Raw genomic sequence first — 12,755 nt, 5'->3', positions numbered from 1 at the left:
TTGTAAATTTTTCGGTAACGCCGGTAGAATCATCCGCTTTCCGTACAACCCCGTGGAGTGATGGCATGGCGGACGTAAAAAAGGTCGTATTGGCGTATTCCGGCGGCCTTGATACTTCGGTGATTCTCAAGTGGCTGCAGGACACCTACAACTGTGAAGTGGTGACCTTCACCGCTGACCTCGGCCAGGGCGAGGAGGTCGAGCCGGCCCGCGCCAAGGCCCAGGCGATGGGCGTGAAAGAAATCTACATCGACGACCTGCGCGAAGAGTTCGTGCGTGATTTCGTCTTCCCGATGTTCCGCGCCAACACCGTCTACGAAGGCGAGTACCTGCTGGGTACTTCCATCGCCCGCCCGCTGATCGCCAAGCGCCTGATCGAGATCGCCAACGAAACCGGCGCCGACGCCATTTCCCACGGCGCCACCGGCAAGGGCAACGACCAGGTGCGTTTCGAGCTGGGCGCCTATGCGCTCAAGCCAGGCGTCAAGGTCATCGCCCCATGGCGCGAGTGGGACCTGCTGTCCCGCGAGAAGCTGATGGACTACGCCGAGAAGCACGGCATCCCGATCGAGCGCCACGGCAAGAAGAAGTCGCCGTACTCGATGGACGCCAACCTGCTGCACATCTCCTACGAAGGCGGTGTCCTGGAAGATACCTGGACCGAGCACGAAGAAGACATGTGGAAATGGAGCGTCTCCCCTGAGAACGCCCCCGACCAGGCCACCTACCTCGAGCTGACCTACCGCAACGGTGACATCGTCGCCATCGACGGCGTCGAGAAGAGCCCGGCCACCGTGCTGGCTGACCTCAACCGCATCGGCGGCGCCAACGGCATCGGTCGCCTGGACATCGTCGAGAACCGCTACGTCGGCATGAAGTCGCGCGGCTGCTACGAGACCCCGGGCGGCACCATCATGCTCAAGGCCCACCGTGCCATCGAGTCGATCACCCTGGACCGCGAAGTCGCTCACCTGAAGGATGAGCTGATGCCCAAGTACGCCAGCCTGATCTACACCGGCTACTGGTGGAGCCCGGAGCGTCTGATGCTGCAGCAGATGATCGACGCTTCGCAGGTCAACGTGAACGGTGTTGTACGCCTGAAGCTGTACAAGGGCAACGTCACGGTCGTTGGCCGCAAGTCGGACGACTCGCTGTTCGATGCCAATATCGCGACCTTCGAGGAAGACGGCGGCGCCTACAACCAGGCCGACGCCGCAGGCTTCATCAAGCTCAACGCACTGCGCATGCGCATCGCGGCCAACAAGGGCCGTTCGCTGCTGTAAGCCTTTGGTGTACCTGAAAAAACCCGGCTTCGGCCGGGTTTTTTCATGCCCGGGATTCAGGGGGAGGCGGGGCCTCGCCTTCCTGCATCGGCGACACCGAGAGGTGGATGCAGGTTCGCGTATCGAGGTTGTACAGGATCCAGCGCCGCTGTTGGCAGTGGGGGCGCTCGATCATCCGCAGCACATGGTTTTCGATGAGCTTTCGACTGTCGGTGCCGGAGATGGCGATGATCATCGCCCCTTTGTCCCGTGCGGCAGGTGGGTATGGGGGCCTGTCCATCCCCGTGGCGCGTCTGTCCGGGGCAAACAGCGACCCGTTGTTGAAGTTGAGCGTAAGGAAGAACAGCACGGTAAGGAAGAACGGAAACCCTACCAGGAACCAGGTGTAGACAGTCTGGCTGTCGTCGCTGAGAAACGGCAGCGAGGCCAGGGCGGACGCCTCGATCACACCGGCAAATACAGCGATAAGGGTCAACGGACTGATAGGGTCGCGATTCATGATGAGTGCCTGGCCATGCTTTGCCCATCAGTAGCTCGTTTTCCCGATTGCGATAAGCGTGGATCATTTCCCTGCCGGGTGATGCCACAGGCTACGGCAGCGCTTTTTATCCAGTCTGTACAGTCGAAATTTCCTGCATGAAGTGTCACCTGGCGGCACTTGGATCCAATTCTGCCGACTGTTACTTTTTGGGGGCGATGAACATGCATCTATTACATTTTGTTAATTAGCTGCTTGTAGGAAGAATCTCTATTAACAGTAGTCCACTTCTTTCGGTGAATTTGCCAGGGAAACCGCTGCATAAATAATCGTTATGCTCGGGTGTGGTGGTCTATCGAACTAAAAATAACGTATCAATGGGAATCGCATGAATAAAGTGCTGATCGTGGATGATCACCCGGTCATTCGCCTGGCCGTACGCATGCTGATGGAGCGGCATGGCTACGAGGTGGTGGCGGAGAGCGACAATGGTGTGGATGCCTTGCAACTGACGCGGGAGTATTTGCCGGACATTGTCATTCTGGATATCGGGATCCCCAAACTGGATGGGCTTGAAGTGATTGCCCGGATGACCCTGGCAAGTCCCGGGACCAAGGTGCTGGTGCTGACCTCCCAGGCGCCGGGGCATTTCTCGATGCGCTGCATGCAGGCGGGGGCGGCGGGTTATGTGTGCAAGCAGCAGGAGTTGACCGAACTGCTCAGCGCGATCAAGGCGGTGCTGTCCGGCTACAGCTATTTCCCCAACCAGGCGCTGCACAAGGGGCGCTCGGGCGTGAGCGGCGCCACGGAGATGGAGATGGTCGAGCGGCTTTCCGGGCGGGAGATGATGGTGTTGCAGCAGCTTGCCCGGGGCAAGAGCAACAAGGAGATCGCCGACAGCATGTTCCTCAGCAACAAGACGGTCAGTACCTACAAGACGCGCCTGCTGCTCAAGCTGAATGCCCGCTCGCTGGTGGACCTGATCGAGCTCGCCCAGCGTCATGGGCTGGCCTGACAGCATCATTGAAAAAGCCTCCACTGGGGAGGCTTTTGCGTGCTTGTTCTACAAGTCGTAGTCGAAGTCGGCCAGTTGCTTCTGCAGGCGTCGTTCCTCGAGCATGTTGTCGATGGTGCGGCGTTTGCTCAGGTTGGTCTTGGCCGGTTCGGCCTGCGGCTCCACATCGTCGTCCGCACTCTGGAAATCGTCGTCGATTGCCAGCTCTTCTTTATCGGTGCTCATGCGTCACTCCAAGCCAAAGGGCCATTGGCCGTCCTTATAACGGGAATCGCAGAGCGGGTAAAAAAGATTTTTTCAATTGCCTCGAGCAGGTTTCAGCTATTGCCTCAATCGTCGGAGGTCTTGTGCTTGTATTCGCACAGGTCTTCGATCCGGCAACTGCCACAGCGCGGTTTTCGGGCCAGGCAGACGTAACGGCCATGCAGGATCAACCAGTGGTGGGAATCGAGCAGATAGTCCCTGGGCACGAACTTGAGCAGCTTCTTTTCCACCTCCAGCACGGTCTTGCCCGGTGCGATACCCGTGCGGTTGCTGACCCGGAAGATATGCGTGTCGACGGCCATGGTGAGCTGGCGAAAAGCGGTGTTGAGCACCACGTTGGCGGTCTTGCGGCCGACGCCGGGCAGGGCTTCGAGGGCTTCGCGGGTCTGCGGGACTTCGCCGGCATGTTGTTCGACCAGCAGACGGCAGGTCTCGATGACGTTCTTGGCCTTGCTGTTGTACAGGCCGATGGTCTTGATGTACTCGCTCAGGCCGTCGACGCCCAGGGCGTGGATGGCCTGCGGGGTGTTGGCGACCGGGAACAGGCGGGCGGTGGCCTTGTTGACGCCGACATCCGTCGACTGGGCCGAGAGGATCACGGCAATCAGCAGTTCGAAAGGGCTGGTGTAGGCCAGTTCGGTCTTGGGCTCGGGATTGTCTTCATGCAGCCTGCGAAAGATCTCCAGGCGTTTGGCGGCATTCATGGGGTCAACGGGTTCCTTGACGACGTGAGGCGGTATTCGATGGACGCAGGTGATTGTACAGGCCTAGCAGCAGGCCGAGCAGTATCAGCGCGCCGGGCGCCAGCGCGGCGAGGTGCAGGCCGAGACCGTCGGCCAGCAGTTGGCGGCAGATGCCCAGGGCCAGGCAGGCCGCCAGCAAACCAAGCAGTCCGAGCCCCAGGAGGCGATATCGGCCAGGCTGTGCCGGAAGTTGCTCGATGGCCAGGCAGGGCAGGGCCAGCAGCAGTGGGTAGAGGCCAAGCTGTTTGGCCAGGGGCATTGCCCAGGCTTGCAGGCCGAGGTGCAGGCAGGTCACCAAGGCGGCGGCAAGTACAGTGCTCGTCCACAGGCGGGGGGCTTGTTCCAGGTGGCGGCGCAGAGGCGTCATCAACGCCTGGTGCAGGCCCACCAGCAGTATTGTGCAAAGGCTGATCGCAAGCGCCTGGACGATGCTGCTGGTCGCGCCGAGCAATGGCGCCAGGCTGATTGGCAGAAGCCAGAAACGGTTCATGGAGGCGTCTCACCGAGCAATGCGGGGCGATGCTGGTCAAAATAGCGCAGTGCATCCTGGATCGCCTCGATGACCGCCCGCGAGGTTACCGTCGCCCCGGCCAGCTGGTCGAACGCACCCTGGTCACGCTTGATCGCCCAGGCCTGCTCGGGCGTATCGCGCAGTGTCCGGCCGATGAACTGGTCCAGCCAATGGCGCGCCGGGTCGACCAGTTGATCGCCAAGGCCTGGGCTTTCCTGCTGTGCGAGCACGCGCACGCCAATCAGGCGGCCCTGGGGGGCGATGGCGATCACCAGTTCGATGGCTCCGCCATAGCCCTGGACGCTGCTGTGCAGCAGAACAGCGCTGGTGACGCCCGCCAGGCTGGCGCGGTAGCCGGCCAGCAGATGGCTATGGCTCAGCTTGGCCTCTGTCAGGGCCACGGGGGTTTGCAATGGTCGGTTGTCGTAGCTGCCCGGCGGCAGCACCTCGAGCCACTGCTGTTCTTGCCACTGTCGCGAGGCCTCGGCAATCGGCCCGGCGGTGAATCGCTGCCAGGCCAGCGTCGCGGCAATCGCCAGCCCTGCCACCAGTAGCAGCATTGCGGTACTGCGCCAGCGGGCGGTCATGGACAGGCCTGCTGGCGGCGTTCCGCCCAGCGATCCAGGGTTGGGGCGGCGAGGTTCATCAGCAGGACGGCGAACGCCGTGCCATCGGCGAAGCTGCCCCAGGTGCGGATCAGGTAGATCAGCAGGCCGGTGCCGATACCGAACAGCAGGCGGGCCAGCGGCTGCTTGCAGCCAGATACCGGTTCGGTGGCGATGAAGAAGGTGGCCAGCATGGTCGAGCCGGACAACAGGTGCAGCAGTGGCGAGCCGTTGGAGTCGGAGCCTGAGCCATTCCAGCCCAGCAGGCTGGACAGGAACAAGGCGCCGAGCAGGCCGACGGGGGCCTGCCAGCCGAAGACCTTGCGCTGCAGCAGGAACACCCCGCCGAGCAGGAACGCGAGGTTGACCCACTCGGTGCCACGCCCACCCAGGTTGCCGAACGCCGGGTGGCTGGCGAACAGTTCGTCGATGGTCAGGCTGCGGTTGTGGCGCAGGACATCGAGCACCGTGGGGCTGGCCCAGGCGTCGATCCGTTCGCTGGCGCCGAAAGCAAGGTTCAGACTGTCGACGAGCCCGGGGGCCTGGCCGGGCCAGTGGTTCAGCTGCAAAGGGAAGCTCAGCAGGACGAACGCATAGCCGAACATGGCGGGGTTGAACAGGTTGCGCCCGACCCCGCCGAAAGCCTGTTTGCCCAAGCCGATGGCGACGCAGGCCGCCGTCACGGGCAGCCACCAGGGTGCCTGGCTGGGCAGGGCTGCGGCCAGCAGCGCGGCGGTGACCAGCGCACTGCCGTCGCCAAGGGCACAGGCGACCGGCATTCTCCGCCAGCGCAATAGCACAGCCTCGGTGGCCAGCGCCGCACAACTGCTCAACAGCAGGTTGATCAGCACCCCCCAGCCATGCAGCCAGAACAGCACCAGCAGGCCAGGAGCGCAGGCCAGCAGAACCAGCTGCATGGTGCTGCGCAGGCGCGGATCAGTAGTCGGCATGGGTTTGCAGGTCCTCGAGGTGTTGTACAGCGATGGCTTCCGTTGCCGGGGGCAGGGCGATGCGTGGACCCAGGTTCATTGGGTGAAGAGTCCGTTGAGTCCCGAAAACGCCATGGCCATCACGCCTGCCCCGATCAGCTGGATGGGCAGGCCGCGCAGGGCTGCGGGTATCTCGGCATGGCGGCAGCGGGCGTCAAGATCGGCATACAGCACCAAGGCCAGCCAGAATCCCAGCGCGCCGACAATGGCCCACGCCAGAATCCCCCACCCGTCCACGCTGTCGCTGCCAAGCAATAACAGCAAACCTAGCACCACGGCGTTTGCGCTTAGCAAGGGTTGCAGGTCGTGCAGGGGCCAGTCTGGACGAAAGCGTCGGAGCAGGTTTGGCAGTGTCCAGGCCAATGCCGCCAGCAAGGGCAGGAAGATGAACAATTGCAGGTCCTGCAACCCCAAGGGCAGGAGAAATTGCCGGTGCAGCCAGACGCCTGCAGGTAGTGCAACGAGGATCAGCAGGGCCGAACACAGGCCCAATGCATGCAGGCGCGCACGCTCGACCGGCTCGGCCTGCAGGACCAGGTGATTGACCAGCGCGGCGCTGACCAGGATCAGGACGTAGTCACTCATGGCGATGCCGAAAATCGGAGGGTGCCATCATTATCGGGCAGCGGGTGGCAGATGCAACTGCCCCGGCCAATTGGCCGGGGCAGGAGGGCTTACTTGATACGCTGGCCTGGCTTGGCGCCGCTGTCGGGGCTGAGCAGGTAGATCTCTTCACCGCCAGGGCCGGCGGCCATGACCATGCCTTCGGAAACGCCGAAACGCATCTTCCGCGGCTTGAGGTTGGCCACCATCATGGTCAGGCGGCCTTCCAGCTGGGAAGGGTCCGGGTAGGCCGACTTGATGCCCGAGAACACGTTGCGGCGCTCGTCACCGATGTCCAGGGTCAGCTGCAGCAGCTTGTCGGCACCGGGCACGGCTTCGGCCTTGACGATCAGCGCCACGCGCAGGTCGACCGCAGCGAAGGTGTCGAACTCGATCTCGGCCGACAGTGGGTCCTTGGCCAGTTCGCCATTGCCCGCCGGAGCGGCCTTGGCTTCGGCGGCCAGCAGGTCTTCCTTGCTGGCGGCGACCATGGCCTCGACTTTGGCCGGTTCGATGCGGCTCATCAGGGCCTTGAACGGGTTGAGCTGATGGTTTTCCAGGCGCGACAGGTGGTCGTCCCAGGTCAGCGGGGCGATGTTGAGGAACGCCTCGGCGTCCGCTGCCAGCAGCGGCAGCACCGGCTTGAGGAAGATCACCAGATGGCGGAACAGGTTGATGCCCTGGGCGCAGATGGCCTGTACTTCGTCCTGCTTGCCTTCCTGCTTGGCCAGCGACCACGGCGCCTTGTCGGCGATCCAGGCGTTGGCGCGGTCGGCCAGGGCCATGATCTCGCGCATGGCGCGGCCGAAGTCGCGGGCCTCGTAGGCCTCGGCGATCGACGGCGCGGCGGCGAGGAAGGCCTCGGTCAGCTCGGGCGCGGCATCGCCGGCAACCATCACGCCGTCGTTGCCCTTGTGGATGAAGCCGGCGCAGCGACTGGCGATGTTGACCACCTTGCCGACCAGGTCGGAGTTGACCTTCTGCACGAAGTCCTCGAGGTTCAGGTCGAGGTCGTCGACGCCGCGGCCCAGCTTGGCGGCGTAGTAGTAGCGCAGGTATTCCGGCTGCAGGTGGTCGAGGTAGGTGCGCGCCTTGATGAAGGTGCCGCGCGATTTCGACATCTTCGCGCCGTTGACGGTCAGGTAGCCGTGCACGTTGACCGCGGTCGGCTTGCGCAGGCCGGCGCCTTCGAGCATGGCCGGCCAGAACAGGGCGTGGAAGTTGACGATGTCCTTGCCGATGAAGTGGTACAGCTCGGCCTTGGAGCCTTCGTTCCAGAACGCGTCGAAGTCCAGCTCCGGACGGCGGTCGCAGAGGTTCTTGAAGCTGGCCATGTAGCCGATCGGCGCGTCCAGCCAGACATAGAAGTACTTGCCCGGCTCGCCCGGGATCTCGAAGCCGAAGTACGGCGCGTCACGGGAGATGTCCCATTCCTGCAGGCCCGAGTCGAGCCATTCGGCGAGCTTGTTGGCTACCGCGTCCTGCAGGGTGCCGCTGCGGGTCCACTGCTGCAGCATGGCCTGGAAGTCCGGCAGCTTGAAGAAGAAGTGCTGCGAGTCGCGCAGCACCGGGGTGGCGCCGGAGATCGCCGACTTGGGGTTCTTCAGTTCGGTCGGGGCATAGGTGGCGCCGCATTTCTCGCAGTTGTCGCCGTACTGGTCCTCGGCCGCGCACTTGGGGCAGGTGCCCTTGATGAAACGGTCGGCGAGGAACATGCCCTTCTCGGGGTCGAAGTACTGGGTGACCGAACGGGTGGCAATGTGCCCGGCGTCGCGCAGGCGAGTGTAGATCAGGCTCGACAGTGCGCGGTTCTCCTCGCTGTGCGTGGAGTGGTAGTTGTCGAAGTCGACCAGGAAGTCGGCGAAGTCGGCGCTGTGCTCGGCCTGGACGTTGGCGATCAGCTGCTCCGGGGTGATGCCTTCCTTTTCCGCGCGCAGCATGATGGCCGAACCATGGGCGTCGTCGGCGCAGACATAGATGCACTGGTTGCCGCGCAGCTTCTGGAAGCGCACCCACATGTCCGTCTGGATGTACTCCAGCATATGGCCAAGGTGGATCGATCCATTGGCATAGGGCAGGGCGCTGGTGACGAGAATCTGACGTGGCTCGGACATGGTGGCTCGGCTACTTATCTGGCTACGGGGTAAAAATGAGGATGATCGGCCACTATAAAGGGCTGGCGAATTTATTTCACCCCAAGGACGCATCTGCTGACGATTGACGGGTTAGCATAGGCGCCTGTTCCGTATCCAGTTTGCCAATGGGAGCCTCCATGAGTGCCGTCACCCGTGCCGCCGTCGAAGGCGTGCTTCGCCAGTACACCGACCCCTACCTGAACCAGGACCCGGTCAGCGCCGGTTGCGTGCGCGCCATCGACATCCAGGGCGGGCAGGTCAGCGTGCAGTTGCAGCTGGGGTATGCCGCCGGCCTGTTCAAGGGCGGCTGGGAGCAGGTGCTGCAGACCGCGATCGGCAACCTTGATGGCGTTGCCTCGGTCAGCGTGAGCATCGACTGCGTGATCGCCACCCACAAGGCCCAGGCCCAGGTGCCGGCCATGGCCAACGTGAAGAACATCATCGCCGTGGCCTCGGGCAAGGGCGGGGTAGGCAAGTCGACCACCGCGGCCAACCTGGCCCTGGCCCTGGCCCGCGAAGGAGCCCGGGTGGGCATTCTCGATGCCGACATCTATGGCCCGAGCCAGGGGGTGATGTTCGGCATCGCCGAAGGCACCCGCCCGCAGGTGCGCGATCAGAAGTGGTTCGTGCCGATCAAGGCCCATGGCGTCGAGGTCATGTCCATGGCGTTTCTCACCGACGACAACACGCCGATGGTCTGGCGTGGCCCGATGGTCTCGGGGGCGTTGCTGCAACTGGTGACCCAGACCGCCTGGGACGACCTCGACTACCTGGTGATCGACATGCCGCCGGGCACCGGCGACATCCAGCTGACCCTGGCGCAGAAGGTGCCGGTGGCAGGCTCGGTGATCGTCACCACGCCTCAGGACCTGGCGCTGCTGGACGCGAAGAAAGGCGTGGAGATGTTCCGCAAGGTCAACATCCCGGTGTTGGGTGTGGTCGAGAACATGGCCGTGCATATCTGCTCCAACTGCGGCCATGCCGAGCACCTGTTCGGCGAAGGCGGTGGCGAGAAGCTGGCGGCGCAGTACGGCGTCGAGCTGCTGGCTTCGCTGCCGCTGTCGATGCTGATCCGCGAACAGGCCGACAGCGGCAAGCCGACCGCCATCGCCGAACCGGAAAGCCAGATCGCCATGGTCTACCAGGAGCTGGCGCGGCAGGTGGGGGCGCGGATCGTGCTGCAGGAAGCGGCGGCGCCGGCGATGCCGAGCATTACCATCAGCGAAGACTGACGCGTTACCTGTAGGAGCGGCCTTGCGCCGCGAAAGGGGTGCGAAGCGCCCCCAGAATCTGTGTATCAAGCAGATATTGCCGGGTCCGCTCTGCGGCCCTTTCCGGCCGGTCCGACGCCTCGGCAAGGCCGCTCCTACAGGGGCCGGCGAATAGTTTTTGAACAGGCACAAAAAAACCCGCCAATGGCGGGTTTTTTTTGAAAGCGAGGAAGCGAGATCGACTTAGGCGATCTGAACTTCTTCAGCCTGCATGCCTTTCTGGCCGCGGGTAGCGACGAAAGTAACAGCCTGGCCTTCTTTCAGGGTTTTGAAGCCGTCAGCTTGGATGGCTTTGAAGTGCACGAACAGGTCGTCGCCCGACTGAGGGGTGATGAAGCCGTAGCCCTTCTCATCGTTGAACCACTTGACAACACCGGATTGACGGTTGGACATTTTTCTGTCTCCTTGGACAAAGTTGATAACGGTCAGGAAACACCCTGACCGGGACTGAGCGCAAAGAGAGCAGAAAATTCAGCGATGGGCCGATCAGGATCGTGCATCAAACTAGAGATTCTCGGTGTCACGTGCAGCACAGTGGCGCCACCTTAACCCACTTTCCACAACCTGCCAATGGCCAAGAAGCGCTTTGATGAAATTCGGATCGACGGCCTGTACAGGCCCCGTCCGGCGCGGGATAGGGCGAGGAAACTTTAACCCGGGCGTCGGGACCGGTAAGATGCACCTCTCGTTTTTTACCCCGCACTCTTCAGGACACCCCGCCATGAGCATCAAATCGGACAAGTGGATTCGCCGCATGGCGCAGGAACACGGCATGATCGAACCGTTCGTCGAGCGCCAGGTGCGCGGCGAGCAGGACAGCCGGGTCATTTCCTTCGGTGTCTCCAGCTACGGCTACGACGTGCGCTGCGCCGACGAATTCAAGGTTTTCACCAACATCAACTCGGCCACCGTCGATCCGAAGAACTTCGATGCCGGCAGCTTCGTCGACATCAAGAGCGACGTGTGCATCATCCCGCCGAACTCCTTCGCCCTGGCCCGCACCGTCGAGTACTTCCGCATCCCGCGCGACGTGCTGACCATCTGCCTGGGCAAGAGCACCTATGCCCGTTGCGGCATCATCGTCAACGTCACGCCGCTCGAGCCCGAGTGGGAAGGCCATGTGACCCTGGAGTTCTCCAACACCACCACGCTGCCGGCAAAGATCTACGCCAACGAAGGCGTGGCGCAGATGCTGTTCCTGCAGTCCGACGAGGCATGCGAAGTCTCGTACAAGGACCGTGGCGGCAAGTACCAGGGCCAGCGTGGCGTCACCCTGCCACGCACCTGAGCCGACAAAGCGCGGGAATTGTTTCCGCGCCCGGCACTCCAATGAGAAGTCCCGGCGCGCATGCCGTGCGCCGGGCCTCGTCAGGAGCCGCCGATGAAACTCGACCCCGCAATCAGTGCCAAGCTGGCCGTCCTGCAGCCGAACCAGATCGGATTGCTGGCCTGGTCGCTGATGGCCCACCCGCCGATCCACACACCGCTGCCGATGCAGGCCGGTGGCGTGCCGCACCAGCCCGATCCCGACACGCCGCAGCCGCCGGAACCCGGCGAGCACCCGCCGATGGAGCCGGGCGAGCCGACCCTGCCCGACGAGCCGCCTCCCGCCCCAGTGGCCTGATTTTTCTCAGTTGCCCAGCAGGTAGCCGCTGCGGCAAACCTGTTCACCGGCCACATGGGCAACCACCATGCCCGCCGTGGCCATGCGCCGGATGCTGCGCGCATAGAGCAGCCCGGCCTGGGTATTGCGCAGGGGCGTGACCCGGTCGTTGAGCGGGTCGATGACCTCGGCAATCAGTTCACCGGCTTGCAGGTACTGGCCGGGCGCGGCGTGGAACACCAACAGCCCGCCGAGTGGCGTCATGACCGGCTCCACCGCCGCCAGCGGCGTCGCCGGGTGCACCAATGCGGGCATCGGGGCCGGCTGGCCCTCTATGACCCCGGCATGGGTAAGGAAGTCGAGGATCGCCTGGCAGTCCCGGGTCGCCAGGGGGTGGCTGACATCGGCCTGGCCGCGCAGCTCGATGGTCACCGAGAAACTGCCCTGGGGGATCGGGAAGCGTTTGCCGAAGCGCTGCTGCAGCTGCCACCACACCAGGCTGAAACACTCATCGAACGACTGTCCGCCCGAGTCGGTGGCCAGCAGGCTGGCCTGCACGCCCAGATAGCGGGCCAGCGGCTCGACCTGGGGCCATGCCTCCGGGGTGGTGTACAGATGCTCGACGGCCTCGAAGTCGCAATGCAGGTCGAGCACCATATCGGCGTCGCAGGCCAGGCGTTGCAGGGTCAGGCGCTGCGACTGCAGCGGCGTGTGCGCGGGGTGGGCATCCAAACCCCGGCGCAGGTATTCGCGTATCAGCGCCAGGTTGTGCGCCGGATCCTGGGTGAGATGGCCTTCGATCTGGTCGCCGATGCTGTCGGACAGGTCGACGAACCTGCGGTTGAAGTTCTCGCCGCTCTGCAGTTCGAAACGGCCCAGCGGCGCGTCCAGCAGCACCTGCTCCAGGCCCACCGGGTTGGCCACCGGCACCAGGATGATCTCCTTGTGCAACCGGCCCTGCTGCTCCATTTCCCCGAGTCGCTGCTTCAGGTGCCAGGCTACCAGCATGCCCGGCAGCTCGTCGGCGTGCAGCGAGGCCTGGATGTACACCTTGCCGGCGCCACGCGGGCCGAAATGGAAGCTGTGCAACTTGCGGGCGATACCCGGAACAGGGGAGAGCAGGTCATGGGTCGAGTGGTGCATGGTGGTCCTGATGTCAGCGTTTTAGGGCGAAGGCTGGGATCAAGGATAGAAGCATAACTTCGGGAGTGGCGCACTATTCAGATCGCGGAACCGAGGAGCACGGTACAGACAC

15 protein-coding genes are annotated in these 12,755 nt (G+C 63.4%); 5 read left to right on the top strand and 10 right to left on the bottom strand.

What is annotated here, in order from left to right:
• Positions 1 to 65: 65 nt before the first annotated feature.
• Entirely contained in the window at positions 66 to 1,283 is a 1,218-nt protein-coding gene (locus tag VUG52_RS21200; RefSeq protein ID WP_050704027.1) for an argininosuccinate synthase, read from the top strand.
• A 43-nt stretch (positions 1,284 to 1,326) separates the two neighbouring features.
• Here VUG52_RS21200 and VUG52_RS21195 read toward each other — a convergent pair whose 3' ends face one another.
• Positions 1,327 to 1,782, bottom strand: coding sequence for a hypothetical protein (locus VUG52_RS21195; protein WP_052896229.1), 456 nt, complete (start codon positions 1,780 to 1,782; stop codon positions 1,327 to 1,329).
• A 367-nt stretch (positions 1,783 to 2,149) separates the two neighbouring features.
• On the opposite strand from VUG52_RS21195, the gene VUG52_RS21190 reads away from it, so the two are divergent.
• Positions 2,150 to 2,776 carry a response regulator transcription factor gene (locus VUG52_RS21190; RefSeq protein WP_028690074.1) on the top strand — a complete coding sequence of 209 codons (627 nt, stop codon included), beginning with the start codon at positions 2,150 to 2,152 and terminating at the stop codon, positions 2,774 to 2,776.
• 48 nt (positions 2,777 to 2,824) lie between these two features.
• Here VUG52_RS21190 and VUG52_RS21185 read toward each other — a convergent pair whose 3' ends face one another.
• The 7 genes from VUG52_RS21185 to metG all read right to left on the bottom strand — a co-directional run bounded on the left by VUG52_RS21185 (position 2,825) and on the right by metG (position 8,605).
• Positions 2,825 to 3,001 carry a PA3496 family putative envelope integrity protein gene (locus VUG52_RS21185; protein ID WP_050704028.1) on the bottom strand — a complete coding sequence of 59 codons (177 nt, stop codon included), beginning with the start codon at positions 2,999 to 3,001 and terminating at the stop codon, positions 2,825 to 2,827.
• Positions 3,002 to 3,105: 104 nt separating this feature from the next.
• Entirely contained in the window at positions 3,106 to 3,744 is a 639-nt protein-coding gene (gene nth / locus VUG52_RS21180) for an endonuclease III (protein ID WP_050704029.1), read from the bottom strand.
• A gap of 4 nt (positions 3,745 to 3,748) precedes the next feature.
• Positions 3,749 to 4,273 carry an Rnf-Nqr domain containing protein gene (locus VUG52_RS21175; protein WP_050704030.1) on the bottom strand — a complete coding sequence of 175 codons (525 nt, stop codon included), beginning with the start codon at positions 4,271 to 4,273 and terminating at the stop codon, positions 3,749 to 3,751.
• The gene (locus tag VUG52_RS21170) at positions 4,270 to 4,881 is read right to left on the bottom strand and encodes an RnfABCDGE type electron transport complex subunit G (protein WP_220689935.1); all 612 of its coding nucleotides are present in this window, start codon (positions 4,879 to 4,881) and stop codon (positions 4,270 to 4,272) included. Before VUG52_RS21170 ends, VUG52_RS21175 begins: the two co-directional genes overlap by 4 nt.
• Entirely contained in the window at positions 4,878 to 5,849 is a 972-nt protein-coding gene (locus VUG52_RS21165; RefSeq protein WP_050704032.1) for an RnfABCDGE type electron transport complex subunit D, read from the bottom strand. The genes VUG52_RS21170 and VUG52_RS21165 overlap by 4 nt, the downstream gene beginning before the upstream one ends.
• A gap of 75 nt (positions 5,850 to 5,924) precedes the next feature.
• Positions 5,925 to 6,473 (bottom strand): Rnf-Nqr domain containing protein, encoded by a 549-nt coding sequence (locus VUG52_RS21160; RefSeq protein ID WP_050704033.1) that lies wholly within the window; start codon positions 6,471 to 6,473, stop codon positions 5,925 to 5,927.
• Between the two features lie 89 nt (positions 6,474 to 6,562).
• A complete protein-coding gene (gene metG, locus VUG52_RS21155; RefSeq protein WP_050704034.1) occupies positions 6,563 to 8,605 on the bottom strand; it encodes a methionine--tRNA ligase in 2,043 nt (680 codons plus the stop codon).
• Between the two features lie 158 nt (positions 8,606 to 8,763).
• Between metG and apbC the strand changes: the two genes are divergently transcribed.
• A complete protein-coding gene (gene apbC, locus VUG52_RS21150; RefSeq protein WP_050704035.1) occupies positions 8,764 to 9,858 on the top strand; it encodes an iron-sulfur cluster carrier protein ApbC in 1,095 nt (364 codons plus the stop codon).
• A gap of 222 nt (positions 9,859 to 10,080) precedes the next feature.
• Here apbC and VUG52_RS21145 read toward each other — a convergent pair whose 3' ends face one another.
• Entirely contained in the window at positions 10,081 to 10,290 is a 210-nt protein-coding gene (locus VUG52_RS21145; protein WP_003254922.1) for a cold-shock protein, read from the bottom strand.
• Between the two features lie 328 nt (positions 10,291 to 10,618).
• On the opposite strand from VUG52_RS21145, the gene dcd reads away from it, so the two are divergent.
• Complete coding sequence (gene dcd / locus VUG52_RS21140) at positions 10,619 to 11,185, top strand: dCTP deaminase (RefSeq protein ID WP_050704036.1); 567 nt, start codon at positions 10,619 to 10,621, stop codon at positions 11,183 to 11,185.
• 93 nt (positions 11,186 to 11,278) lie between these two features.
• Positions 11,279 to 11,521, top strand: a complete 243-nt coding sequence (locus tag VUG52_RS21135) for a hypothetical protein (RefSeq protein ID WP_050704037.1) — start codon at positions 11,279 to 11,281, stop codon at positions 11,519 to 11,521.
• A gap of 6 nt (positions 11,522 to 11,527) precedes the next feature.
• On the opposite strand, the gene VUG52_RS21130 is transcribed toward VUG52_RS21135, so the two are convergent.
• Positions 11,528 to 12,643 carry a succinylglutamate desuccinylase/aspartoacylase family protein gene (locus VUG52_RS21130; RefSeq protein ID WP_050704038.1) on the bottom strand — a complete coding sequence of 372 codons (1,116 nt, stop codon included), beginning with the start codon at positions 12,641 to 12,643 and terminating at the stop codon, positions 11,528 to 11,530.
• Positions 12,644 to 12,755 lie beyond the last annotated feature (112 nt).

This window comes from Pseudomonas sp. LH21 (assembly GCF_036549575.1).
Classification (GTDB): Bacteria; Pseudomonadota; Gammaproteobacteria; order Pseudomonadales; family Pseudomonadaceae; genus Aquipseudomonas; species Aquipseudomonas peradeniyensis.
Note: the sequence above shows the minus strand (reverse complement) of the source record. Positions and strands in the feature narration are given on the sequence as shown.

Coding starts and splice junctions, on each gene's coding strand:
- metG (WP_050704034.1), bottom strand. CDS start 8,605: ATGTCCGAGCCACGTCAGATTCTCGTCACCAGCGCCCTGCCCTATGCC.
- VUG52_RS21190 (WP_028690074.1), top strand. CDS start 2,150: ATGAATAAAGTGCTGATCGTGGATGATCACCCGGTCATTCGCCTGGCC.
- apbC (WP_050704035.1), top strand. CDS start 8,764: ATGAGTGCCGTCACCCGTGCCGCCGTCGAAGGCGTGCTTCGCCAGTAC.
- nth (WP_050704029.1), bottom strand. CDS start 3,744: ATGAATGCCGCCAAACGCCTGGAGATCTTTCGCAGGCTGCATGAAGAC.
- VUG52_RS21200 (WP_050704027.1), top strand. CDS start 66: ATGGCGGACGTAAAAAAGGTCGTATTGGCGTATTCCGGCGGCCTTGAT.
- VUG52_RS21130 (WP_050704038.1), bottom strand. CDS start 12,643: ATGCACCACTCGACCCATGACCTGCTCTCCCCTGTTCCGGGTATCGCC.
- VUG52_RS21145 (WP_003254922.1), bottom strand. CDS start 10,290: ATGTCCAACCGTCAATCCGGTGTTGTCAAGTGGTTCAACGATGAGAAG.
- VUG52_RS21165 (WP_050704032.1), bottom strand. CDS start 5,849: ATGCCGACTACTGATCCGCGCCTGCGCAGCACCATGCAGCTGGTTCTG.
- VUG52_RS21185 (WP_050704028.1), bottom strand. CDS start 3,001: ATGAGCACCGATAAAGAAGAGCTGGCAATCGACGACGATTTCCAGAGT.
- VUG52_RS21170 (WP_220689935.1), bottom strand. CDS start 4,881: ATGACCGCCCGCTGGCGCAGTACCGCAATGCTGCTACTGGTGGCAGGG.
- VUG52_RS21195 (WP_052896229.1), bottom strand. CDS start 1,782: ATGAATCGCGACCCTATCAGTCCGTTGACCCTTATCGCTGTATTTGCC.
- VUG52_RS21135 (WP_050704037.1), top strand. CDS start 11,279: ATGAAACTCGACCCCGCAATCAGTGCCAAGCTGGCCGTCCTGCAGCCG.
- VUG52_RS21160 (WP_050704033.1), bottom strand. CDS start 6,473: ATGAGTGACTACGTCCTGATCCTGGTCAGCGCCGCGCTGGTCAATCAC.
- VUG52_RS21175 (WP_050704030.1), bottom strand. CDS start 4,273: ATGAACCGTTTCTGGCTTCTGCCAATCAGCCTGGCGCCATTGCTCGGC.
- dcd (WP_050704036.1), top strand. CDS start 10,619: ATGAGCATCAAATCGGACAAGTGGATTCGCCGCATGGCGCAGGAACAC.